The organism is Roseateles sp. GW821-FHT02E12 (assembly GCF_059421665.1).
In genome coordinates, this window is sequence record NZ_JBWKVK010000004.1 from 546,295 (window position 1) to 566,974 (window position 20,680).

Annotated in this window: 18 protein-coding genes; 16 read left to right on the forward strand and 2 right to left on the reverse strand. The window is 64.5% G+C overall.

The genetic code is table 11. The annotated features are described in order from the left end of the window. The first annotated feature begins 96 nt into the window (after window positions 1-96). From AC07V5_RS25270 to AC07V5_RS25320, 11 genes are all read left to right on the forward strand, one after another. Window positions 97-2,547: a heavy metal translocating P-type ATPase gene (locus tag AC07V5_RS25270; RefSeq protein ID WP_268149195.1), complete on the forward strand. Its 2,451-nt coding sequence runs from the start codon at window positions 97-99 to the stop codon at window positions 2,545-2,547. A 5-nt stretch (window positions 2,548-2,552) separates the two neighbouring features. Beyond that, on the forward strand, window positions 2,553-2,957 hold the full coding sequence (gene cueR, locus AC07V5_RS25275; RefSeq protein ID WP_268149197.1) for a Cu(I)-responsive transcriptional regulator: 405 nt from the start codon (window positions 2,553-2,555) through the stop codon (window positions 2,955-2,957). Window positions 2,958-3,063: 106 nt separating this feature from the next. Next, window positions 3,064-3,957, forward strand: a complete 894-nt coding sequence (locus tag AC07V5_RS25280; RefSeq protein ID WP_268149199.1) for a DUF6662 family protein — start codon at window positions 3,064-3,066, stop codon at window positions 3,955-3,957. Next, window positions 3,957-4,493: an FMN-binding protein gene (locus AC07V5_RS25285; RefSeq protein WP_088481155.1), complete on the forward strand. Its 537-nt coding sequence runs from the start codon at window positions 3,957-3,959 to the stop codon at window positions 4,491-4,493. Before AC07V5_RS25280 ends, AC07V5_RS25285 begins: the two co-directional genes overlap by 1 nt. Window positions 4,494-4,497: 4 nt before the next feature. After that, a complete protein-coding gene (locus AC07V5_RS25290) occupies window positions 4,498-5,328 on the forward strand; it encodes an FAD:protein FMN transferase (RefSeq protein WP_088481156.1) in 831 nt (276 codons plus the stop codon). Next, window positions 5,325-5,828 carry a DUF2231 domain-containing protein gene (locus tag AC07V5_RS25295; protein ID WP_144397091.1) on the forward strand — a complete coding sequence of 168 codons (504 nt, stop codon included), beginning with the start codon at window positions 5,325-5,327 and terminating at the stop codon, window positions 5,826-5,828. The genes AC07V5_RS25290 and AC07V5_RS25295 overlap by 4 nt, the downstream gene beginning before the upstream one ends. A 132-nt stretch (window positions 5,829-5,960) precedes the next feature. After that, window positions 5,961-6,248, forward strand: coding sequence for a flagellar hook-basal body complex protein FliE (gene fliE, locus AC07V5_RS25300; RefSeq protein ID WP_088482370.1), 288 nt, complete (start codon window positions 5,961-5,963; stop codon window positions 6,246-6,248). A gap of 166 nt (window positions 6,249-6,414) precedes the next feature. Continuing rightward, window positions 6,415-6,822: a hypothetical protein gene (locus tag AC07V5_RS25305; RefSeq protein WP_088481158.1), complete on the forward strand. Its 408-nt coding sequence runs from the start codon at window positions 6,415-6,417 to the stop codon at window positions 6,820-6,822. A 91-nt stretch (window positions 6,823-6,913) separates the two neighbouring features. Continuing rightward, window positions 6,914-8,200 carry a TolC family protein gene (locus AC07V5_RS25310; protein WP_088481159.1) on the forward strand — a complete coding sequence of 429 codons (1,287 nt, stop codon included), beginning with the start codon at window positions 6,914-6,916 and terminating at the stop codon, window positions 8,198-8,200. A gap of 4 nt (window positions 8,201-8,204) precedes the next feature. Next, window positions 8,205-9,740: an efflux RND transporter periplasmic adaptor subunit gene (locus tag AC07V5_RS25315; RefSeq protein WP_088481160.1), complete on the forward strand. Its 1,536-nt coding sequence runs from the start codon at window positions 8,205-8,207 to the stop codon at window positions 9,738-9,740. Beyond that, on the forward strand, window positions 9,737-12,901 hold the full coding sequence (locus AC07V5_RS25320; RefSeq protein WP_268149209.1) for an efflux RND transporter permease subunit: 3,165 nt from the start codon (window positions 9,737-9,739) through the stop codon (window positions 12,899-12,901). Before AC07V5_RS25315 ends, AC07V5_RS25320 begins: the two co-directional genes overlap by 4 nt. A 284-nt stretch (window positions 12,902-13,185) precedes the next feature. On the opposite strand, the gene cadR is transcribed toward AC07V5_RS25320, so the two are convergent. Beyond that, window positions 13,186-13,638, reverse strand: a complete 453-nt coding sequence (gene cadR / locus AC07V5_RS25325; RefSeq protein WP_088481162.1) for a Cd(II)/Pb(II)-responsive transcriptional regulator — start codon at window positions 13,636-13,638, stop codon at window positions 13,186-13,188. 96 nt (window positions 13,639-13,734) lie between these two features. Here cadR and AC07V5_RS25330 point away from each other — a divergent pair, with 96 nt between their 5' ends. The 4 genes from AC07V5_RS25330 (at window position 13,735) to AC07V5_RS25345 (ending at window position 18,944) form a co-directional block, all read left to right on the forward strand. Continuing rightward, complete coding sequence (locus AC07V5_RS25330; RefSeq protein WP_378990653.1) at window positions 13,735-16,038, forward strand: heavy metal translocating P-type ATPase; 2,304 nt, start codon at window positions 13,735-13,737, stop codon at window positions 16,036-16,038. 57 nt (window positions 16,039-16,095) lie between these two features. Continuing rightward, window positions 16,096-18,036 carry an FTR1 family protein gene (locus tag AC07V5_RS25335; RefSeq protein WP_495118449.1) on the forward strand — a complete coding sequence of 647 codons (1,941 nt, stop codon included), beginning with the start codon at window positions 16,096-16,098 and terminating at the stop codon, window positions 18,034-18,036. Further along, complete coding sequence (locus tag AC07V5_RS25340; RefSeq protein ID WP_088481165.1) at window positions 17,999-18,460, forward strand: MipA/OmpV family protein; 462 nt, start codon at window positions 17,999-18,001, stop codon at window positions 18,458-18,460. The genes AC07V5_RS25335 and AC07V5_RS25340 overlap by 38 nt, the downstream gene beginning before the upstream one ends. Before the next feature lie 79 nt (window positions 18,461-18,539). Then, window positions 18,540-18,944 carry a YkvA family protein gene (locus AC07V5_RS25345; RefSeq protein ID WP_088481166.1) on the forward strand — a complete coding sequence of 135 codons (405 nt, stop codon included), beginning with the start codon at window positions 18,540-18,542 and terminating at the stop codon, window positions 18,942-18,944. Window positions 18,945-19,124: 180 nt separating this feature from the next. Here the strand turns inward: AC07V5_RS25345 and AC07V5_RS25350 are convergent, their stop codons facing one another. After that, window positions 19,125-20,219 carry a nickel/cobalt efflux protein RcnA gene (locus AC07V5_RS25350; RefSeq protein ID WP_268149214.1) on the reverse strand — a complete coding sequence of 365 codons (1,095 nt, stop codon included), beginning with the start codon at window positions 20,217-20,219 and terminating at the stop codon, window positions 19,125-19,127. An 84-nt stretch (window positions 20,220-20,303) separates the two neighbouring features. On the opposite strand from AC07V5_RS25350, the gene AC07V5_RS25355 reads away from it, so the two are divergent. Further along, window positions 20,304-20,585: a metal/formaldehyde-sensitive transcriptional repressor gene (locus AC07V5_RS25355; protein ID WP_493164230.1), complete on the forward strand. Its 282-nt coding sequence runs from the start codon at window positions 20,304-20,306 to the stop codon at window positions 20,583-20,585. Window positions 20,586-20,680 lie beyond the last annotated feature (95 nt).

The window sequence follows — 20,680 nt, forward strand, 5'->3', positions numbered from 1 at the left end:
CGAAAGTTCTACGCAAAAACCGCTTGACCTTCCCATCATGGCAAGCTTGAGACTTCCGTTCATGGCCGACACACGACGCGCCGGAAAAGGAAAACCATGAACACGACGGCCTCCATCACACCCAGCGCCGCCACCCGGCAGTGGCAGCTTCCCGTGGCGGGCATGACCTGCGCATCTTGCGTGAGCCGTGTCGAGAAGGCGCTGTCCAAGCTGCCTGGCGTGCGTGAGGCCACCGTCAACCTCGCCACCGAGGCCGCCACGGTCGACGCCGGGCCCGAGGTCAGCCTCGACAGCCTGCGCGCCGCGGTCCAGAAAGCCGGCTACGACGTTCCCGAGCAGGCCGTGACGCTCCAGGTCGAGGGCATGACCTGCGCATCCTGCGTCGCGCGCGTCGAGAAGGCCTTGAAAAAGGTGCCCGGGGTGACCGCGGCAGAGGTCAACCTCGCCACCGAGCAAGCCCACGTCAAGGTCACAACACGGGAAGCCGACCTCGCCGCGTTACTGTCGGCCGTCGACAAGGCCGGCTACGCCTCGCGCGTCGTACCCGCCCCTGGTTCAGCTGCAGCCAGTGCCAATGATTTAAGCGGCCGGGATGCTCCGTCGGCAAAACCGGCTTTGCCCGAATGGTGGCCCATCGCGGTGGCCATGGCGCTCTCCGCCCCGCTCGTGCTTCCGATGTTCGCCACGCTGTTCGGTGCCCACTGGATGCTCCCGGGCTGGCTGCAACTCGCGTTGGCCACGCCGGTCCAGTTCTGGCTTGGCGCGCGCTTCTACCGGGCTGGATGGAAAGCGTTGCGCGCCGGCGCCGGGAATATGGACTTGCTCGTCGCCCTGGGCACAAGTGCGGGCTACGGCTTGAGCGCCTATCAGCTGTGGGTCCATGGCGACCGGGGCATGAACCACTTGTACTTCGAAGCCTCGGCGGTCGTTATCACGCTGGTCCTGCTCGGCAAGTGGCTGGAGACGCGTGCCAAGCGGCAGACCACGGAGGCGATTCGCGCGCTCAACGCCCTCCGCCCCGAACGAGCCCGGGTTCGCCGCAACGGTGCCGATCTGGATGTGGCGATCGCCGAGGTTCGTGTTGACGACCAGGTTGTCGTGCGCCCGGGCGAGCGGATTCCTGTCGACGGCGAGGTGGTTGAGGGTGCCAGCGAGATCGACGAATCGCTGATCACCGGTGAAAGCCTGCCCGTGGCCAAGCATGTCGGTGACCGCGTGACCGGCGGCTCCGTCAACGCTGAGGGTCTGCTGCTCATCCGGACCACGGCGGTCGGTGCCGAATCCACCCTCGCACGCATCGTTCGGCTTGTCGAGTCGGCGCAGGCGAAAAAGGCGCCTATCCAGCGACTTGTCGACCAGGTGAGCGCCGTGTTCGTCCCGGTGGTCATCGGCATCGCTGCCCTGACACTGCTGGGCTGGGGGCTGGGCACGGGCAACTGGGAGGCTGCGATCCTCAATGCCGTTGCAGTGCTGGTCATTGCCTGCCCGTGCGCCCTTGGCCTGGCCACGCCCACCGCCATCATGGCCGGCACCGGCGTTGCCGCACGTCACGGGATTCTGATCAAGGACGCCGAAGCACTCGAGGTCGCGCACAGCGTCAAGGTCGTCGCCTTCGACAAGACCGGGACGCTGACCGAGGGCAAGCCGGAACTCGTGGCGTTTGAGGCGGTCGATGGCAACACCAGCAGCATGCTCGGAGCGGCTGCAGCCATCCAGAACAACAGCGAGCATCCGCTGGCGCGTGCTGTCATCGAGGCTGCCAAGCGGGAGCGGGTCGGTGTGCCGCCGGCCAGCGAGGTCCGAGCAATTGCCGGACGTGGGATGGCGGCCGTCGTGCGCGGCCGAAACCTCAGGCTGGGCAGCACGCGGTTCATGCAGGAACTCAACGTCGACCTGTCGGCGATGGCCAAGATCGCCGCCGCGCTGGAAGCTCAGGGACGCACGGTGTCCTGGCTCGCCGAAGCTGGTGAGCGCCCTCACCTGCTTGGACTGCTGGCGTTCGGTGACGCGGCCAAGGCGTCTGCGGTGGACGCCATTCGGCGCCTGCATGAGATGGACGTCAGCACGGTGATGCTCACCGGCGACAACCGCGGCAGCGCCACCGCCATCAGCCGCCAGCTCGGGATCGACGAATTCCGGGCCGAGCTCCTCCCCCAGGACAAGGCCGATATCGTTGCCGAGCTCAAGAGCGGAAACAGGCGCGTGGCGATGGTCGGCGACGGCATCAACGACGCCCCTGCCCTGGCGGCTGCCGACGTGGGCATCGCGATGTCGACAGGTACTGACGTGGCCATGCACGCCGCTGGGATCACTCTGATGCGGGGCAACCCGGCGCTGGTCGCTGACGCCATCGACATCTCGCGGCGCACCTACGCCAAGATCCGCCAGAACTTGTTCTGGGCTTTTGCCTACAACGTCGTCGGCATACCGCTGGCCACCTTCGGGCTGCTCAGCCCGGTGGTCGCAGGAGCGGCCATGGCCTTCAGCAGCGTGAGCGTCGTCACCAACGCGCTGATGCTGCGCCGCTGGAAAGGAAGTATTCAATGAGCAGCATGAGCATGACCGGCCCCTTCAACATCGGTGAGGCGGCCAGCCAGTCGGGGGTGTCCGCCAAGATGGTCCGGCACTACGAATCGCTGGGGCTGCTGCCCAAGATCGGGCGGACCGACTCCGGCTATCGCCAGTACACCGACAAGGAAGTGCACACCCTGCGTTTCATCCGGCGAGCTCGGGACCTGGGCTTCAGCATGGCGGAGATCGCCGAACTCCTGAAGCTTTGGCAGGACCGGCGCCGGGCCAGCGCCAACGTCAAGCGCATCGCGCTGGCGCACGTCGCCGACCTGGAAGTCCGGATGAAGGAGATGGACGCCATGAAGCGAACCCTGGAGCGCCTGGCCGAGTGCTGCCACGGGGACCATCGGCCGGACTGCCCGATCCTGGACGAGCTGGCCGACTGACGCTCCGCGCTCTCGCTCCTTCTGCAGAAAGCTGGCTGACAGCTGCACGTTGACACCATGCGCACACAATGAGAATAATAACGATTCTCATTTGCATTGGATAAGCATGCTCCTGTCTTCTCAGCGCGTGGCGACCGCCACGGTCATTGGCCTGGCCCTTCTTTCTCGCTCCGCCGTCGCTGGCGAATCCCCTATGGGCTGGATCTACACCGCTGAAGTCGCGCCTCCAGGGACTAGGGAATTCGAGCAATGGGTCGACGTTCAGACCAAGCAGACACGGGGCGACTACACCAACGTCCGCTTGCGCTCCGAGCTGGAGTTCGGCATCACGTCTAAATATCAAACGGCCATCTACCTGAACTCCCGCTTCATCCGCGCCTATCGCAACCAGATGGACGGCACGACCGCTGGCCCCAACACCGACATCCCCGACACCTTCGATCCCACATCCCGCTACAAGATGAGTCGCGTGGAGTCGGTGTCATGGGAAAACATCTATCAGCTATCCAACCCATTGGTGGACCCTGTCGGGCTGGCCGTCTATGTCGAGCCCTCCTGGGGGCGTCGCAACAAGGAGCTGGAATTCAAGCTCATCCTGCAGAAGAACTTCTTGGACGACCGCGTCATCTGGGCCACCAATCTGAGCACCGCCCTGGAGAACAACAAGCGGGGCAGCGACGTCGAAAAGGCGACGGAGCTCGATCTGCTGACAGGGGTCTCCTACCGCTTCATGAACAACTGGTCTGCAGGTATCGAAGTCCGCAACCATCGCGAGTTCACGGGCTACGGGTACGGGGTGGCCAACCACTCGGCGTGGTTCCTTGGGCCGAACGTCCACTACGCCACCAAGGGCTGGTGGCTGACGGCGGCCTGGCGCAGCCAGATGCCCTGGGCGAGTGGCTTCCAGGATGATCAGAAGGAGGTGATCAGCGGCGGCCGTATCTACGGCGACGAGCACACACGCAACCAGTTCGTGCTGAAGCTGGGAGTGCCGTTCTGATGCGCTGGGAACCCTTCTTCGCCGTTCCCCTGGCTGTCGCCTCGACCGCCGCTTCGGCCAGCGTCTTCTTCTCGACCGAACAGGCTCAGCAGGTCATGTTCCCCGCGGGGAAGTTCACCAAGGTCGCGCTGGCCATGACGCCAGAGCAGCGTGATGGACTGTTCGCCCGATCGGGCGTCCACGAGCCGTTTCGGGAAGACGGCGTCTGGTCGGTGGAAGGCCAAGGGTTCTTCATCGTCGATCAAGTCGTCGGCAAGCACGAGCTGATCACCTATGCCGTGGGGCTCAACCTCGATGGCAGCGTGAAGCAGATTGAGATCCTCGAATACCGCGAGACCTACGGCTCAGAGGTGCGAGGGGCCGCGTGGCGGCAGCAGTTTGTCGGCAAGACTGCCGCGTCGCCAGTCAGGCTCAACAAGGACATCGCCAACATCACGGGCGCCACGCTGTCCTCCAAGCACATCACAGACGGGGTGCGGCGGGTTCTGGCTGTCTATGACTTGGCGTTGAAGGGGCTTCACAGTGGCAAGCGTTGAACGCATGCAGCCATTGCTGGGCACGTTTGTCACCATACGGGCACAAGGCCAGGAAGGCGTGCCTGAATCCGAGGTGACGGGCGCGGTCAGCGCTGCGTTCTCGGCCATAGCCCGGGTGCAGCGGCTGATGAGCTTTCATCGCCATGACAGCGACGTGGGCCGGCTCAACCGGGCTCGCCCTGGCTGTCACCTGCGCGTGCATCGCTGGACGAGCGCTGTGCTCAGCGAGGCGTTGCAGCTGCACATGGCGAGCGCCGGTGCTTTCGATTGCAACGTCGGTCGGGTTCTCGTGCGAGGCGGCTTGCTACCTCGCTCACGCCCCGCCGTTGTCGGCCGATCCAAAACGTCCATGTCCCGTGCCATCAGGTTGGCAGAGGGTGGCCGCGTCAACGTCGCCCAACGGGTTTCGCTTGATCTCGGAGGCATCGCAAAAGGATTTGCTGTCGACCAGGCGGTGCGTGTCCTGCGCAGTCGGGGCATGCAAAGTGGGCTTGTCAACGCCGGGGGCGACCTCTACGCCTTCGGCTCGGCGCCACAAGAAATCTGGGTTCGATGCCCGAAGTCGCCGACTGACATGAAGTTGATCGGACGGCTGCAAAACGGTGCCGTCGCGACGTCCGCCAGCTATTTCGCCTCCAACCTGGGCAACGACGGCAAGGCGGCAAGTGCCATCGTGAATCCGAGGCACCAGAGGCGTGTTGGCCTGCCAGGGAGCGTTTCTGTGGTCGCGAAAAGCTGCCTGCAGGCCGATGCGCTCACGAAAATAGTTGCGTTGCGAGGCTCCCTTCCCGCCAGCATCCAGAGGCGAGCGCGAGCAACGGTCATCCGACTATGACGACGACAAGACCTCAACCGTTCAGCATTCGCCTGCCAGCTTTTCAGCGGTGGGCGACCTATGGCACGTTGGCAGTGGTCGCAGCAAGCGGAACTGCCTGGCTCGTCGTTCATGACTGGCTGCGGTTGAACTGGTTTGCCGCTGAGCACAGGCTGCTCGTGACACACGGCGTTGCCGCCGCCCTTGCACTTACCGTTGTCGGAGGTTTGCTGCCGCTGCATATCCGGCTGGCCTGGCGCATCCGCCGCAACCTTTGGTCCGGTGCGTTCACCCTCATCATCATGGGACTGCTCGGCTTGAGCGGTTGGTTCCTCTACTACGGTGACGAGGAGTGGCGGGAAATTACCCGTTGGCTGCATATTGCAGTTGGCCTGCTCAGTTGCGCCGTGGTCCCGTTCCATGTCTGGATGGGCAGGCGTCGCTCGGCAAAGCAGCAAGCCCCTCAAGCGCTGCCTACGCAGGTAGGCAAGGAATCGTTGGCCACGAACTGTGCCCCTTAGCGGACCCAGTTCCGGCGTTTTCCCATCTATGACGAGCGCATCCTGTTGCAGCCGCGAGGCTGGCGGTATCACAGCTGTCGATTCCGATCACCGAACCGTGGGAGGTGCATTGTGCAAATGAGATTGACGCCGATGGACTCGATCCAGTCGATCGCTCGCTCGGCCGAGGCACTGACCAAGCCGGCTTCGGTACAAGGGCGAGGGTTTCAGGATGCCTTGGCAAGTGCGCTTCAAACCACCAGCGACCTGCAAAAGGAGTCGGGCAGGTTGAGCAAGGAGTTCTCGCTGGACAACCCCACGGTCAGTCTCGAGGAAACGATGATCGCCGGACAAAAGTCGAACATCGCTTTTCAGGCGACTTTGCAGGTGCGCAACCGGCTGGTTCAGGCCTACAGCGAAGTCATGAACATGCAGATCTGAGGCGATAACCAGGTCGATCAAGGGCCCCTCCGTGTCAAACCTGCCGTGGTGTAAGGCGACGGAACCCGTCGCCGACGCATACCGCTTACGCGTTGGCTCTGGACGGAAACGCGCAGACTTTGATCTGGATCTAACGCCCCCGGCCACACGCGGATAGACTTTGCCCATGATGTTGAACAAGACCTACCGGCGCTGGATCGCGAGCTTGCTCGCGGCGGTGCTGGTGTGTCTGCAGCTCTCTACGGCAGCCTACGCCTGCCCCGTCCCGACCGGCTCGGAGTCGATGCCGATGGTCAGCATGGCCGGCATGGCCGACTGCGACCAGATGTCCGGGATGGACACCGAACAGCCGCAGCTGTGCAAGGCGCATTGCGACCGCGACAAGCAGACGGTCAACAACGCGCCGGCGCCTGACCTTGCGCCCGCGGTTCTCCTCGATCAGCTCTTCACCCGCCTGGCCCTCTGGCTCCCGCCCGAGACCGCAGAGGCACTCCCTGCGGTCATTACCGCCCACACCGGCCCGCCAGACGGCACGCTGCCGGTGTATCTCACCCTCCAGGTCCTCCGCAATTAAGCCCTGACGTCCGCGCTGCCGCACGCGCGGCGGCGTGCCCACGTCTCGCGTCGCTTGCCGACTGCTTCCAGGCTTTTTGTGGAGCGCCATCATGGCCATCTTCTTTTGGGCGGGATCTTGGTCCCGCTCCGGCGGCACAGGAGCTACCTGCCGCCGCATCCGCAAGGCTGTCATCGCGGCAGGCTTACTTGCAGGCGCCGCCGTGCATGCGGCCCCCGTCACCTTCGAACAGGCCTTGTTGCTCGCTGAACAGCGCTCCGCCGCACTGACGGCGCGCCAGGCCGCGGCAGAAGGCGCGCAACAGGCGCGCACGGCCGCAGGGCGCCTGCCCGACCCCAAGCTGGCTGTCGGCATCGAGAACTTCCCGATCTCAGGTCGCGAGCGTTTCAGCTGGAACCGCGAGTCCATGACCATGCGACGTGTCGGCGTCATGCAGGACGTGCCCAACGCTGCCAAGCGGGCCGCCCAGCGCGACGCTGCCGACGCCAAGGCCGAGCGCGAGCACGCGATGCTGGAAGCCGAACGCCTGGCGGTACGCCGCGAGGCGGCGCTGGCCTGGCTCGCCCTGCACTTCGCCGAGCAAAAGCTGAACGTCTTCGCAACGCTCGAGCAAGAGAACCGCCTCTTGCAGGACACGTTGTCTGCCCGCGTCGCATCCGGAGCCGCCACGCCCGGCGATGCGCTGATGGTGCGCCAGGAGGCCTTGGAGCTGGCCGACCGAAGGGACGAACTGCAGGCCGGCGTCGAGCAGGCACGGGTCCAACTGCGGCGCTGGACCGGCGACCAGCCGGAACTGTCCGCTGAGGCTGAACCGCCCCCGCTGCGGCCGGACCTGGCGCGATTGCTGGGCGGGCTTGATCGGCATGCCGAACTGCTGGCCTTCAACCCGATGCTCGCAATGGCTCGCGCCGACCTCAGCGAGGCAGAAGCGATGCGCCAGGGTGATTGGGGCTGGGAGGTCGCCTACGGCAACCGCGCACGGTCCTTCGGTGACATGGTCTCGTTCCAGCTCACCTTCGAGCTGCCCGTCTCACGGGCCACGCGCCAGGAACCCGTTGTCGCTTCCCGCCGTAAGGACGTCGAGCGGCTTGAGGCCGAGCGGGAGGATGCGCTGCGCCGCATCCGCGCCGAGGTGGATACCCAGGTTGCGGAGTTGCAGCGACTGGAGCGTGTGCTGCAGCGCCAGCTAACCGCCACGCAACCGCTTGCCCGGGAGCGCGCCCAGGTGACCCTGGCCAGCTACCAGTCCGGCCGCGCCGACCTCGGTGCCGTGCTCACCGCCCGCAAGAGCGCTGCCGAAGCGCAGTTGCGCGGTCTCGATCTTCAAGCCCAGGTGCTGGCCCAGCAGGCCCGCCTGGCCTATCTCATTGCGGAGTGACCCCATGACCTCCAACAAGAAACTGTCCGCCGTCGCCATGCTGCTCGTCGCTGCGGGCGCAGGCCTGGGCTACGGCGTCGCCCATTGGCGTACGGCCTCGATGTCGGACCCATCCGCCACGGTGTCCGGAACCAAAGAGACGACCAAGAGTCCGGCCGGTGAGCGCAAGGCCCTGTATTGGTACGACCCCATGGTGCCGCAGCAGAAGTTCGACAAGCCAGGTAAGTCGCCGTTCATGGACATGCAGCTGGTGCCCAAGTACGCCGATGAGGCGCCCTCAGGTGGCGTTGCCGTCGACCCGCGCGTCGCCCAGACCCTGGGGGTACGCACCGCAACCGTGGAGAAGCAGCGGCTCGGCGCCTCGTTCCAGGTGCCGGCCGTCGTGCAGCTCAACGAACGCGACGTGGCCATCCTGCAGGCGCGCACCGCTGGCTTCGTCCAACGGGTGGCCCGCCTGGCACCGGGCGATGTCGTCGCTAACGGTGCCTTCATCGCCGAACTGCTGGTTCCCGAGTGGGCAGGCGCCCAGCAGGAATTCCTGGCGGTGCGCCAAACGGGCGATGCGGCCCTGACCGCCGCGGCCCGCCAGCGCTTGGTGCTGCTCGGCATGCCGACGTCCCTGATCCAGCAGGTGGAACACAGCGGACAGGTACAGGCGCTCTCCAACGTGCACGCCCCCACCGGCGGGCTGGTACAGGAGTTGATGGTGCGACCCGGCATGACAGTGTCCCAAGGCATGAGCCTCGCCCGCATCACCGGTTTGTCGACCGTCTGGCTAGAAGCCGCCCTCCCCGAAACCCAGGCCAGCGTCGCCCGCGTCGGACAGCCCGTCGAGGTGTTGTTGGCGGCGTTTCCCGGCGAGACACTGCGCGGCAAGATCACAGCGATCCTGCCTGAGGCGAATGCTGAGACACGCACCCTGCGCGTCCGGGCCGAGCTCCCAAATCCGCAAGGCCGGCTGCGGGCGGGGATGTTTGCTCAGATGCGCCTGGGCGGGACGGCCGAAGAGGTGCTCGTCGTGCCTGCCGAGGCCGTGATCCGCACAGGCCAGCGTGCTGTCGTCTATGTGGCTGAGCAGCTTGGGCGCTTTACGCCGGTCCAGGTGCGTCTGGGTCGCGAGCTGGGTGACAAGCTGGAGGTGCTGGAGGGATTGCAGCCCGGCCAACAGGTTGTGGCGTCCGGCCAATTCCTGATCGACTCGGAAGCGAGCATGCAGGGTGTGCTGCAGCGCCAGGCCACTCCGGCAGCGCCTGCTGCCAGCGCGGCTGCCGTGCCGGCGGCCTCATCGACAGCTTCTGCCGTTTCGGCACTTCAGGCGGTCGGCAGGATCGTGGAGCTTTCGGGGCAGAGCGTCACGCTGGATCACAGCGCCGTGCCGGCCCTCAAATGGCCAGCCATGCAGATGGGCTTCCGGCTCGCGCGGCCGGAGCTGGCCAAGGGCGTGAAGGTGGGCGACACCGTCCGCTTCACCTTCCGGGAAAGCCAGGACGGCTATGAAGTCGTCGCCATGCAGCGCGAGACACCGGGAGGCGCACGATGATCGGCGCGCTGATCCGCTGGTCGGTCGGCAATCGCTTCCTGGTGCTGCTGTCCACGCTCTTCCTCGCCGTCGCCGGCGTGCTGTCGCTGCGCTCGACACCGATCGACGCCCTGCCCGACCTGTCCGACGTACAGGTCATCATCCGCACCAGCTACCCCGGCCAGGCGCCACAGATCGTCGAGAACCAGGTCACCTATCCACTGGCGACCACCATGCTGTCGGTGCCCGGCGCCAAGGCCGTGCGGGCGTTCTCCTTCTTCGGCGACTCCTTCGTCTATGTGCTGTTCGATGACGGCACGGACCTGTACTGGGCTCGTTCCCGCGTGCTGGAGTACCTCAGCCAGGTGCAGGGCCGGCTGCCAGCGACGGCCAAGCCCTCGCTCGGCCCCGACGCGACCGGCGTGGGCTGGGTCTTCCAGTACGCCCTCGTGGACCGCACAGGTCGCCATGACCTGTCACAGCTGCGGGCGCTGCAGGATTGGTTCCTCAAGTTCGAGCTGAAGGCCGTCGCCAACGTGGCCGAGGTGGCCACGGTGGGCGGCATGGTCAAGCAGTACCAGGTGGTGGTCGACCCGGCCAAGCTCATCGCCTACGGGATCACGCATAACCAGGTACGCGAGGCGCTGATGAACGGCAACCAGGAGGCTGGCGGCGCCGTGCTGGAGCTGGCCGAGGCCGAGTACATGGTGCGCGCCAGCGGCTTCCTGAAGTCGCTGGATGAATTCCGCAGCATCGTGCTGGCCAGCCGCAACGGCGTGCCGGTGTTGCTGAGCCAGGTCGCGACCGTGCAGGTCGGACCGGAGATGCGCCGTGGCATCACCGAACTGGACGGCGAAGGCGAGGCGGTCGGCGGCGTGGTGATCCTGCGCAACGGCAAGAACGCCCAGGCGACGATTGCCGCGATCAAGGACAAGCTCAAGCAGCTGCAGTCCAGCCTGCCTCAGGGTGTCGAGATCGTCACGACCTATGACCGCAGCTCCTTGATCCAGCGCGCCATCGACAACCTGTCGATGAAGCTGCTCGAAGAGTTTGCGGTGGTCGCCCTGGTCTGCGTGGTTTTCCTGTGGCACCTGCGCTCGGCGTTGGTGGCAATCATCTCGCTGCCGCTGGGCGTGATGGCGGCCTTCCTGGTGATGCAGCAGCAGGGGTTGAACGCCAACATCATGTCGCTCGGGGGTATCGCCATCGCCATCGGCGCCATGGTCGATGCCGCAGTCGTCATGATCGAGAACGCGCATAAGAAGCTGGAGGCTTGGCAGCACGCCCACCCCGGCGAGGAACTGAAGGGCGAAGCGCGCTGGGCAGTCATCACCGACGCCGCAGTCGAGGTCGGCCCGGCGCTGTTCTTCTCGCTGCTGATCATCACGCTGTCCTTCGTGCCGGTCTTTACGTTGCAGGCGCAGGAAGGACGGCTGTTCGGGCCACTGGCCTATACCAAAACCTATGCCATGGCAGCGGCCGCCGGCCTGTCCATCACCCTCATTCCCGTGCTGATGGGTTACTGGATCCGCGGGCGCATTCCCGACGAACAGCGCAACCCCATCACGCGCGCACTGATCGCGCTATACCGCCCCGCGCTGGACGCGGTCCTGCGCTGGCCCAAGGCCACGCTCGTCGTGGCCGTCGCGGTCTTCGCCACCACCGCCTGGCCCGTGATGCGCCTGGGTGGCGAGTTCCTGCCGCCGCTGGATGAGGGTGACCTGCTGTACATGCCTTCCGCACTGCCAGGTTTGTCCGCCCAGAAGGCCGCCGAGCTGCTGCAGATCACCGATCGCATGATCAAGACGGTGCCAGAGGTGCAACGGGTGTTTGGCAAGGCCGGCCGGGCGGAGACCGCTACCGACCCCGCGCCGCTGGAGATGTTCGAAACCACCGTGCAGCTCAAGCCACGCGATCAGTGGCGCCCTGGCATGACCCCGGAAAAACTCGTCGAGGAGCTTGATCGCACGGTGAAAGTGCCGGGCCTGACCAACATCTGGATCCCGCCGATCCGCAATCGCATCGACATGCTGGCCACCGGCATCAAGAGCCCCATCGGCGTGAAGGTGTCCGGCACCGATCTCTCCGCGATTGACCGGATCGCCGCCCAGGTCGAGGCGGCCGCCAAGAACGTGCCGGGCGTCAGCTCGGCGCTGGCCGAGCGGCTGACCGGCGGACGCTATGTCGACGTGCAGATCGACCGCGTGGCCGCCGCGCGCTACGGCATGAACGTGAGCGACATTCAGTCCGTGATCTCAGGGGCGATAGGCGGCGAGAACGTCGGCGAGACGGTAGAAGGCCTGGCGCGCTTCCCCATCAACCTGCGCTATCCGCGCGAGCTGCGCGATACGCCGGAGAAGCTGCGCAATCTGCCGGTGCTCACGCCCGCTGGCCAGCAGGTGACGCTCGGCACTCTGGCAGCCGTGACCCTCGTTGACGGACCACCCATGCTCAAGAGCGAGAACGCCCGCCCATCGGGCTGGGTCTACATCGACGTGCGAGGACGGGACATCGCCTCGGTGGTTGGCGATTTGCGGCGGGAGGTCGCCCAACAGGTGCGGCTCGAGCCAGGCATGAGCCTGGCCTACTCTGGCCAGTTCGAATACATGGAGCGGGCCAACGAACGGCTCAAGGTGGTGGTGCCTGCCACGCTCTTGATCATCTTCGTGCTGCTGTACCTGACGTTCCGGCGCGCCGAGGAGGCTGCCCTCATCATGGCCACGTTGCCGCTGGCGCTGACCGGAGGAATCTGGTTCCTCTACCTGTTGGGCTACAACCTGTCCGTGGCCACCGGCGTTGGCTTCATCGCGCTGGCGGGCGTATCGGCCGAGTTCGGCGTCGTCATGCTGCTGTATCTCAAGCACGCCCTGGAAGACCGGATGCGCGCCGGTATGCCCATCACACGCGAGGTCGTGCTCGACGCCATCCGTGAGGGTGCAGTGCTGCGCGTGCGTCCGAAGGCGATGACGGTGGCCGTGATCCTCGCCGGCCTGCTGCCCATCGTCTGGGGATCTGGCACGGGCTCCGAGGTCATGAGCCGCATTGCTGCGCCGATGCTGGGCGGGATGGTGACGGCACCGCTGCTGTCGCTTTTCGTGGTCCCAGCCGCGTTTGCCTTGATGCGCGTGCGACGCGTCAATAACTATCCCCATCATCACGAGCCGACAGGCCAAGTCACTTGAGCTGCGCTTATCGGTATGACTTGGCCGCAGCAGGCTTGACGATGAAACTTTCGCTGCCATGGCATCCGTCAAGTTTCCATTTGCGGTTGGAATCCCGGCGGCGGGCGTCCAGGCGAGGCAGAAAAAACGCGGCCCCGGCAAGAGCCGGGGCCATAAAGCTTCGACGCTGTCATCACGCCGACGCTCCTGCTCAGGGAGGTAAAGCAGGGAGACCAGCACCGCCAGTCTCGAGAGCAACTTTAGCAGCCAACGCCCCTTTGTTTGCGCGGCGGGTATACCGACTCTCAGTGCTTGTGCACCGAGCGCAGATGGCTTGCACTCTGATCCGCCGGCGTTTTCTCTTGCGAAGCTTCGGCGAGACCGGAAAGGATGCCGCACTGGTCCGTGCGCCTGGCGTCCCCACAACGCTGGCGAAGTTCCTTGAGCTGCTGTTCCAGCGCTCGCAGCTCCTTGATGCGCTTGGACACGTGTCCGATGTGCTCGTCGAGCAGCGAGTTGACGTCCCCGCAGTCCTCACCAGGTGCGTCCCTGAAGCGCAGCAGAACACGAACCTCGTCCAGCGACATGTCGAGGCCTCGGCAGTAGCGAATGAACTGAAGCCGCTCCAGGTGCGGCGCCTCGTACACACGAAAGTTGCCCTGCGTACGGCCAGGCGCAGGCAGCAACCCCTCCCGCTCGTAGAAGCGGATGGTCTCGATGGGCGTTGTTGACGCAGCGGACAAGTCACCAATCTTCATGGGTCCCCCGGGGCTTACAGGACAGAAGTGTAGGGACTTGACTCTGTAGCAGCTACAGGTTGTCAAATACCCTCAATAGCTGAAGAACGATCAAGCATGAGCACCCACAAGCACGACCACAGTGACCACGCGGAGCACCATCATGAGGACGGCCATGCTCATGGGTCCGGGCACGGGCACGGGCATGGCGATGCACATGAGCACGGGCATGGCGATGCACATGAGCACGGGCGTGAGCCGTCGTGCTGTGGCACTGCATCCGTCGCAGCGGCGAAGGCCCAGACATCCACTGCGTCTGGCGGCCTGCTGCTGCGCATTCCCTCCATGGACTGCCCGACCGAGGAAGGACAGATACGCCGCGCGTTGGAGGGTTTCCCCGAAGTACGAGGATTGCGGTTCGATCTGCCGGCACGCGCGCTGGACATCGACGCCCCGCCGGCAGCCTGGGAGCCCGTCATTGCCGCCATCAATGGCATCGGCTTCAAGACGGAGACGCTGTCGGCGCCGCCTCCTGCGGAGGACACTGCAAAGGCTCAGCGCACCGAGTTGACGCGCCTGGTTGCGGCGCTGCTGGTTGCCATTGCTGCGGAGCTGGTTGACTTCTTCGCGCCGGACATGCTGGCCTGGAAGGTCGTCGGTATGGCTGTTGCAGCCGGGGCAATTTGGCTTTCTGGTCTTGCCGTGTTCCGCAAAGGCCTTTCTGCCATCGTGCGGCGTGACCTCAACATCAACGCCCTGATGTCGGTGGCGGTCGCAGGCGCGTTCGTCATTGGGCAATGGCCTGAAGCGGCGATGGTGATGGCGCTGTATTCCCTGGCGGAGCTCATCGAGGCACGCTCGGTTGAGCGTGCGCGCAACGCCATCACTGGCCTTCTCGCGCTGTCACCGCCACAGGTGGAGGTGCGCCAAGCCGACGGCACATGGACCAGCGCGGACGCCAAGACGGTGGCAGTTGGGGCGACGGCGCGCGTGAAGCCTGGCGAACGCTTCGCCCTTGATGGTCGCGTGACCGCGGGCCAGGGCGCTGTGGATCAGTCCCCCGTTACCGGCGAGAGCATTCCCATCGACAAGGCACCGGGCGATGACGTCTTCGCAGGGACCATCAACCAGAGCGGTGCCCTCGAGTTCGAAGTGACCAAGCCCGCCAGCGACACAGTGCTGGCCCGCATCATCCATGCCGTCGAAGCTGCCCAGGGGCAGCGGGCGCCTACCCAGCGCTTCGTCGACAAGTTCGCTGCCATCTACACCCCGGCCGTCTTCGTGCTGGCGCTGGCGGTCGCCGTCGGAACGCCCTTCATCATGGGCTGGCCGTGGCTGACGGCGGTCTACAAGGCGCTGGTGCTGCTCGTCATCGCCTGCCCTTGCGCACTCGTCATCTCGACGCCGGTTACCGTCGTCAGCGGCTTGGCTGCCGCGGCGCGACGCGGCATCCTCATCAAGGGTGGCGTTTACCTCGAAGAGGCTCGCAAGCTCAAGGTAGTCGCGCTCGACAAGACCGGTACGCTGACCGAGGGAAAGCCGCGCCTCGTCGCACAGGCGGCGCTGTCGCAGAGCCTTCCTGAAGCCGAGGTGTTGCGCATTGCCAAGAGCCTGGCCTCGCGCTCTGACCACCCGGTGTCCAAGGCTGTGTCCAACGGCTTGGACGGGGAAGAGCTGGCCGTCGAAGACTTCGGCGCCGACATGGGCCGAGGCGTTCACGGCACCATCCACGGACGTAAGTACATCCTCGGCAATCACCGCTGGGTGCACGAGCGAGGCCTGTGCTCCGCAGAGCTGGAGGCGCGGCTGGAAGAGCACGAGGCGCAAGGGCACACGCTGTCATTGCTGGCAGACAGCGAGCGAGTCCTGGGACTGTTCGCGGTCGCCGACACCGTCAAGGAGACCAGCAGGCAAGCCGTCGCCGATCTGAAGACTCTGGGCATCCGGTCAATCATGCTGACCGGCGACAACCCGTCGACCGCCAAGGCAATCGCCGGCCAGGTCGGCATCGACGACGTTCAGGCCAACCTGCTCCCCGAGGACAAGCTCAAGGTGATTTCCGAGCTGGGTCAAACCCAGCAGACGGGCATGGTCGGCGATGGCGTCAACGATTCGCCGAGCCTGGCTGCGGCGTCGGTGGGCTTCTCCATGGGCGGTGCTGGCACCGATACCGCGAAGGAAGCGGCCGACGTGCTCATCATGAACGACGACCTGCGCAAAGTGCCCGAGACCATCCGGCTTTCGAAACGGACGCACGCCATCCTCTGGCAAAACATCGTCCTCGCGCTTGGCATCAAGGCCGTGTTCTTCGTCCTCGCAGTCTTCGGCAGCGCCACCATGTGGATGGCCGTCTTCGCCGACATGGGCGCGAGCCTGCTGGTTGTCTTCAACGGTCTGCGCCTGTTGAAAAGCACTCGCTAAATCCATCGGCCACATCGGCTCGCATCGTGCGGGCCATCTTTTTGCTCGAGAACCGAAATGAGTCTCACTAAGACAGTCCATCGCAGCGCCAGGGGGCTGGCCATCCTGGTCACGTTCCTCTTCTCAAGCGTGTCGCAGGCGTCGGAAGCCGACGTGAAGCGCGTTTGGCAAATCCTCGACTACTTGGCTGTCGACTACGCCGGCGCCGTCAAGGATGGCAAGGTCGTCTCTCAGTCCGAGTACGACGAGATGAAGGAGTTCGCACTGACGGCGCGAACCAAAATCGCGACGCTCGAAACCAAGAGCGAGCAGCCCGCGTTGATTGCACAGGCTACGGAGCTTGAAGCAGCCATCGGCGATCGAGCTGACGCAAGCAAGGTTGGCGCGCTGTCCAAGGCGTTGGCCAAGTACCTTGTCGCCGTCTATCCCGTCCCGCTGGCGCCCTCGAGAATTCCGGACGTTGGGCTCGGGGCGAAGATCTACGCCCAGAACTGCGCCAGCTGCCACGGCGCGACTGGCAACGGCGACGGCCCCGTGGGGAAGTCACTGAACCCTAAGCCCATCGCGTTCACTGACAAAGAGCGTGCAAGTCAACGCAGCCTCTTTGCGCTCTACCAAGCTGTGTCGCAAGGTCTCGCCGGCACGGCGATGCCCGCGTTCGGTCAGCTGTCTGAAGAAGACCGATGGGCTGTGGCGACTTACCTGGGCACCTTTGCGCACGACAGCAGCGAAATCGAGCAAGGCAAGAAGGTGTGGAGCGAAGGAGAAAGGGCGAAGGCCGCTGTCCCCAATGTCGACCGCTTCGTCGGCCTCACGCAGAACGACTTGGCTGAGACGCTGAGCGGAAAGGAAGCGAGCGTGGTCATGGCGTACCTGCATGCAAATCCGGATGCGCTCAACCAGGCTCCTGCTGGTGACCTGACGCTCGCGCGAAAGCAGCTGCAGCTCAGCTTGGCGGCCTACAAGGCCGGTGACATCAAGAAGGCTCAAGACCTTGCTCTATCTTCCTACTTGGACGGTGTTGAGCCCTATGAGCATGCATTGGCTGCAAAGGATGGCTCGCTGAAAAGCCAGATTGAAGTGGCGATGAGCCGCTACCGGTCACAGCTTTCAGACAAGGCTCCGATTGACCGAGTAGCCGCATCTGCTTCTGATGTGGAGCGTCTCTTCACCCAGGGGGACCAGGTGCTCTCTGACTCGAAGGCAGACTCGACGGCTGCCTTCTTGGGGAGCCTCACCATCCTGCTACGAGAAGGTCTTGAAGCTCTGCTGGTCGTGGTGGGCATGATTGCGTTCCTGCGAAAGGCGGAACGCCCGGACGTGCTCGGCTACGTTCACGCCGGCTGGCTGACGGCCCTCGCCGCAGGTGCGGCAACGTGGGGGGCCGCGACGTACCTCGTCACCATCAGCGGCGCCAACCGTGAGGTGACAGAAGGGCTGTCGAGTCTGTTCGCCGCCGCGGTGTTGGTCAGTGTGGGCATCTGGATGCACCAGAAGAGCGTTGCTGGTCAGTGGCAGGTCTATCTGCGCGAACGCATGTCTGCAGCCTTGAACCGGAAGTCAGCGTTTTTCATGTTCGGTCTGGCCTTCGTTGCGGTGTATCGCGAGGTCTTCGAGACCATCCTGTTCTACGCGGCGCTCTGGGGCCAGGGCAATGACCGCGCGATCTTGGTTGGCCTGGCGGCCGGCGTCCTGTGCCTGGCAGCAATCACCGTCTTGCTGCTGCGCTTCAGCGCAAAGCTACCCATCGGCAAGTTCTTCTCCGCCAGCTCCTGGCTCGTCGCCGTGCTCGCCGTTGTCCTGACCGGCAAGGGTGTAGCCGCACTGCAGGAAGCCGGTTGGATTGCCCCTAGCGCCCTGCCATCGCCGCGCGTTGAGCTGCTAGGCGTATACCCTTCCACCATCGGGCTCGCCGCCCAAGCGGTCGTTCTGGCGTTCGTGTCGGGGTTCTTCCTGTGGAATGGACGTGCGCAATCCAAGCCGGAGCAGCACGCATGACGCCTGGAGGACCGCCTCGCCTTGGCGCAGTCCGGATCGCAGTCTGCCTAGCGACGGCACGGCCGGAGCGCTAAAGGCTCGCGGTAGCATCACCAGTTATCCGGCGGTCGGATTGGGGGGCAATGGCATCGAGAAGCAGCATCCCGCCAGCAACGCGACGTTGCGCCTGAGACCGTATTTTGACGCCGGCATCACTCCGGAGCAGGCGGCTTCCACCACGCTCCCGGCACACACGCCCAGTGCCGGGCTGCGCAACGCATACGCTGGGGTGGGATTCATCACCGCTCTCACGCCGCGTTGGATCCTCTTCGGCAACGCGGGGACATCGAGATTGATCGGTGATGCGGCCGCCAGTCCGCTGACCCTGAACCGCAGTTCCTACTCGGCTGGCCTGGGCCTGGCGTATCGCTGCTGCCGTTGGTAGGCGCCGCAAATCCTGATGGAGGGTGTGACTGGTCGGCGGTCCGCGCGCGGGGCACGTCGTAGCACGCCACACTGACGCCATGCATCTGATCCACAAAGTACGCGCATGGGCACGAAGCATCAAGCGCGACGCGTTGACTCTCTGGTTCGCACGTCGCCATCCCGATGCGCCATTGATCTCAAAACTGCTCGCCGCGTTCGTCGTGGCCTACGCGCTGAGTCCGATCGACCTCATCCCGGACTTCATCCCGGTGCTCGGCTACGTCGACGATGTGCTGCTGCTGCCTGGCTTGATATGGCTGGCTATCCGTCTGCTGCCCGCGTCTGTGTTGGACGCGGCACGCCTTGAAGCCGAGACCTGGATCACCGGCCGGCGCGACAAGCCGCGCAGCGTGGTCGGAGCGGCCGTGATCATCTCGATATGGTTGATCGTTGCTGTTGCGATTTCACTGTGGGCAGCTCGACATTTCCAGTTCGGCGTTTGAGTCGAGTGGTAGATTCGAGATCGAAGCTTGGCTGCGGCCAGTTTCCCTGCTTTTCCTCCCTGAGCAGGCGCGTTAACGTTATGACAGCGAAGATGCGTTGAGCCCCGGCCAGCCCGGGGCTTTTGTTTTTCTGCTGCAGCCGCAACGCTTTTCTCGAGCTTGGCGCTGTTGACCCTGGATTCACGCCCCCAACAACTTGAGCGCGTGCAAGCCTTCATAGCCGACATAGAGCCCGACGAGCAATATCAAGGCGCTTGAGAAGTACGGCGCCTTGCGTGCGAACGCTCCGAAGCCGCTCCAGCGCTTGGATACGTGCTTGACGCTCAACGCGGCGAGCGCGCCCGACGTCACCATCGTCAACGCCAGGCCGATGCTGAAGCACAAGACCAACGCTGCGCCCAGCGTGAACTTCTTCAGCTGCAGGCACAGCAGCAACACGGTGATGGATGCGGGACAAGGGATCAGCCCACCGGTCAGGCCGAAGATGATGATCTGGCCTGTGGTGACATTGCGGTTGGCAAAGCGGCGCTTGATATCGTTCGCATGAGCGCGCTCGTGTGCGTCTTGAAACTCCAAGTCGCCTGCTTCAAGCTCGTCATGGGTGTGCTGGTGTTCTTCAAACGTCAGTGAATAGTCGTGGTGCTCTCCACCGAGGCCCAGACTGACTTGGGCTTTGAACGCGTGCGGCTCGGGAATCTCGTCAAGGGACTCTAGGAATCCGTCCTTGCGAACGAACTTGAAGAGCTGCCGGCCGCCATCCTCACGAATCGTCGTGACCTCCGCTTCCGCAGCGTCCCAGCCCTGTCCGCTCTCCGCGATCAGGCGAAAGCGCGGCGGCGCGTTGGTCTCGAAGATCTCGACACGCAGCACGCCGTGACCGGTGACGATGCGTTGCGGCTCGTCGTGCCCGTGGTCATGGTGATGATCGTGCTCGTGCTGGTCGCGCCAGGTACGCCACAGCATCCAGACCGCGACAGCGATGATGAGGACCGCAGAAGCGACCTGGAAGTAGGGCTCGGTCGCTTCCGCCTGCCAGTTCCGCCCAAAGTACAGGCCAGCCAAAGCTACGAGCCAGACGACCGCCGTATGTGACAGCGTGGCAGACAGCCCAAGCAGGATGGCCTGCGTCATCGTGCCGCGGATCGCGACGATGAAGGCGGCCATCATGGTCTTGGAATGCCCGGGCTCCAGCCCGTGAAGCGCGCCCAACAGGATGGCGCTGGGAACGAACAGCCAAGCGTTGCCTTGCTGCAGCAGGGTTGCAAAGTCGGTCATGATGCGGGCGCACCGGATGCCATTTGGCGCGCACGGAATTTGAATGAAGGTACTCTACCCCAGTACCCTACCTAGGCGAACAGAATGACGCACACCGTCAAAGGACAAAAGAGCTTGCTGGCGCGGGTGCGCCGCATCAAGGGCCAAGCCGATGGGCTCGAGCGCCTCATCGAGACTGGTGAGGACATGGACTGCGGCAAGGTCCTTCAGCAGATTGCAGCTATCCGCGGTGCCGTCGCAGGCCTGATGGCCGAAGTTCTGGAAGGACATCTTCGCGATCACGTCGCGGCAGTCGACATCACGCCGGCCCAGCGTCAGGTCGAGGTCGATGAAGTCGTTGCGATCTTGCGAACCTACTTGAAGTAGCTGCGTCTCCAGCGGTCATCCTTCACAATCTTAAAGGTACCCCCACCCAGTACCTTGCCAGCGGACGGTCGATGCCGCATACTGCCGTTCGCATG

Coding starts and splice junctions, on each gene's coding strand:
- AC07V5_RS25270 (WP_268149195.1), top strand. CDS start 97: ATGAACACGACGGCCTCCATCACACCCAGCGCCGCCACCCGGCAGTGG.
- cueR (WP_268149197.1), top strand. CDS start 2,553: ATGAGCATGACCGGCCCCTTCAACATCGGTGAGGCGGCCAGCCAGTCG.
- AC07V5_RS25280 (WP_268149199.1), top strand. CDS start 3,064: ATGCTCCTGTCTTCTCAGCGCGTGGCGACCGCCACGGTCATTGGCCTG.
- AC07V5_RS25285 (WP_088481155.1), top strand. CDS start 3,957: ATGCGCTGGGAACCCTTCTTCGCCGTTCCCCTGGCTGTCGCCTCGACC.
- AC07V5_RS25290 (WP_088481156.1), top strand. CDS start 4,498: ATGCAGCCATTGCTGGGCACGTTTGTCACCATACGGGCACAAGGCCAG.
- AC07V5_RS25295 (WP_144397091.1), top strand. CDS start 5,325: ATGACGACGACAAGACCTCAACCGTTCAGCATTCGCCTGCCAGCTTTT.
- fliE (WP_088482370.1), top strand. CDS start 5,961: ATGGACTCGATCCAGTCGATCGCTCGCTCGGCCGAGGCACTGACCAAG.
- AC07V5_RS25305 (WP_088481158.1), top strand. CDS start 6,415: ATGATGTTGAACAAGACCTACCGGCGCTGGATCGCGAGCTTGCTCGCG.
- AC07V5_RS25310 (WP_088481159.1), top strand. CDS start 6,914: ATGGCCATCTTCTTTTGGGCGGGATCTTGGTCCCGCTCCGGCGGCACA.
- AC07V5_RS25315 (WP_088481160.1), top strand. CDS start 8,205: ATGACCTCCAACAAGAAACTGTCCGCCGTCGCCATGCTGCTCGTCGCT.
- AC07V5_RS25320 (WP_268149209.1), top strand. CDS start 9,737: ATGATCGGCGCGCTGATCCGCTGGTCGGTCGGCAATCGCTTCCTGGTG.
- cadR (WP_088481162.1), bottom strand. CDS start 13,638: ATGAAGATTGGTGACTTGTCCGCTGCGTCAACAACGCCCATCGAGACC.
- AC07V5_RS25330 (WP_378990653.1), top strand. CDS start 13,735: ATGAGCACCCACAAGCACGACCACAGTGACCACGCGGAGCACCATCAT.
- AC07V5_RS25335 (WP_495118449.1), top strand. CDS start 16,096: ATGAGTCTCACTAAGACAGTCCATCGCAGCGCCAGGGGGCTGGCCATC.
- AC07V5_RS25340 (WP_088481165.1), top strand. CDS start 17,999: ATGGACGTGCGCAATCCAAGCCGGAGCAGCACGCATGACGCCTGGAGG.
- AC07V5_RS25345 (WP_088481166.1), top strand. CDS start 18,540: ATGCATCTGATCCACAAAGTACGCGCATGGGCACGAAGCATCAAGCGC.
- AC07V5_RS25350 (WP_268149214.1), bottom strand. CDS start 20,219: ATGACCGACTTTGCAACCCTGCTGCAGCAAGGCAACGCTTGGCTGTTC.
- AC07V5_RS25355 (WP_493164230.1), top strand. CDS start 20,304: ATGACGCACACCGTCAAAGGACAAAAGAGCTTGCTGGCGCGGGTGCGC.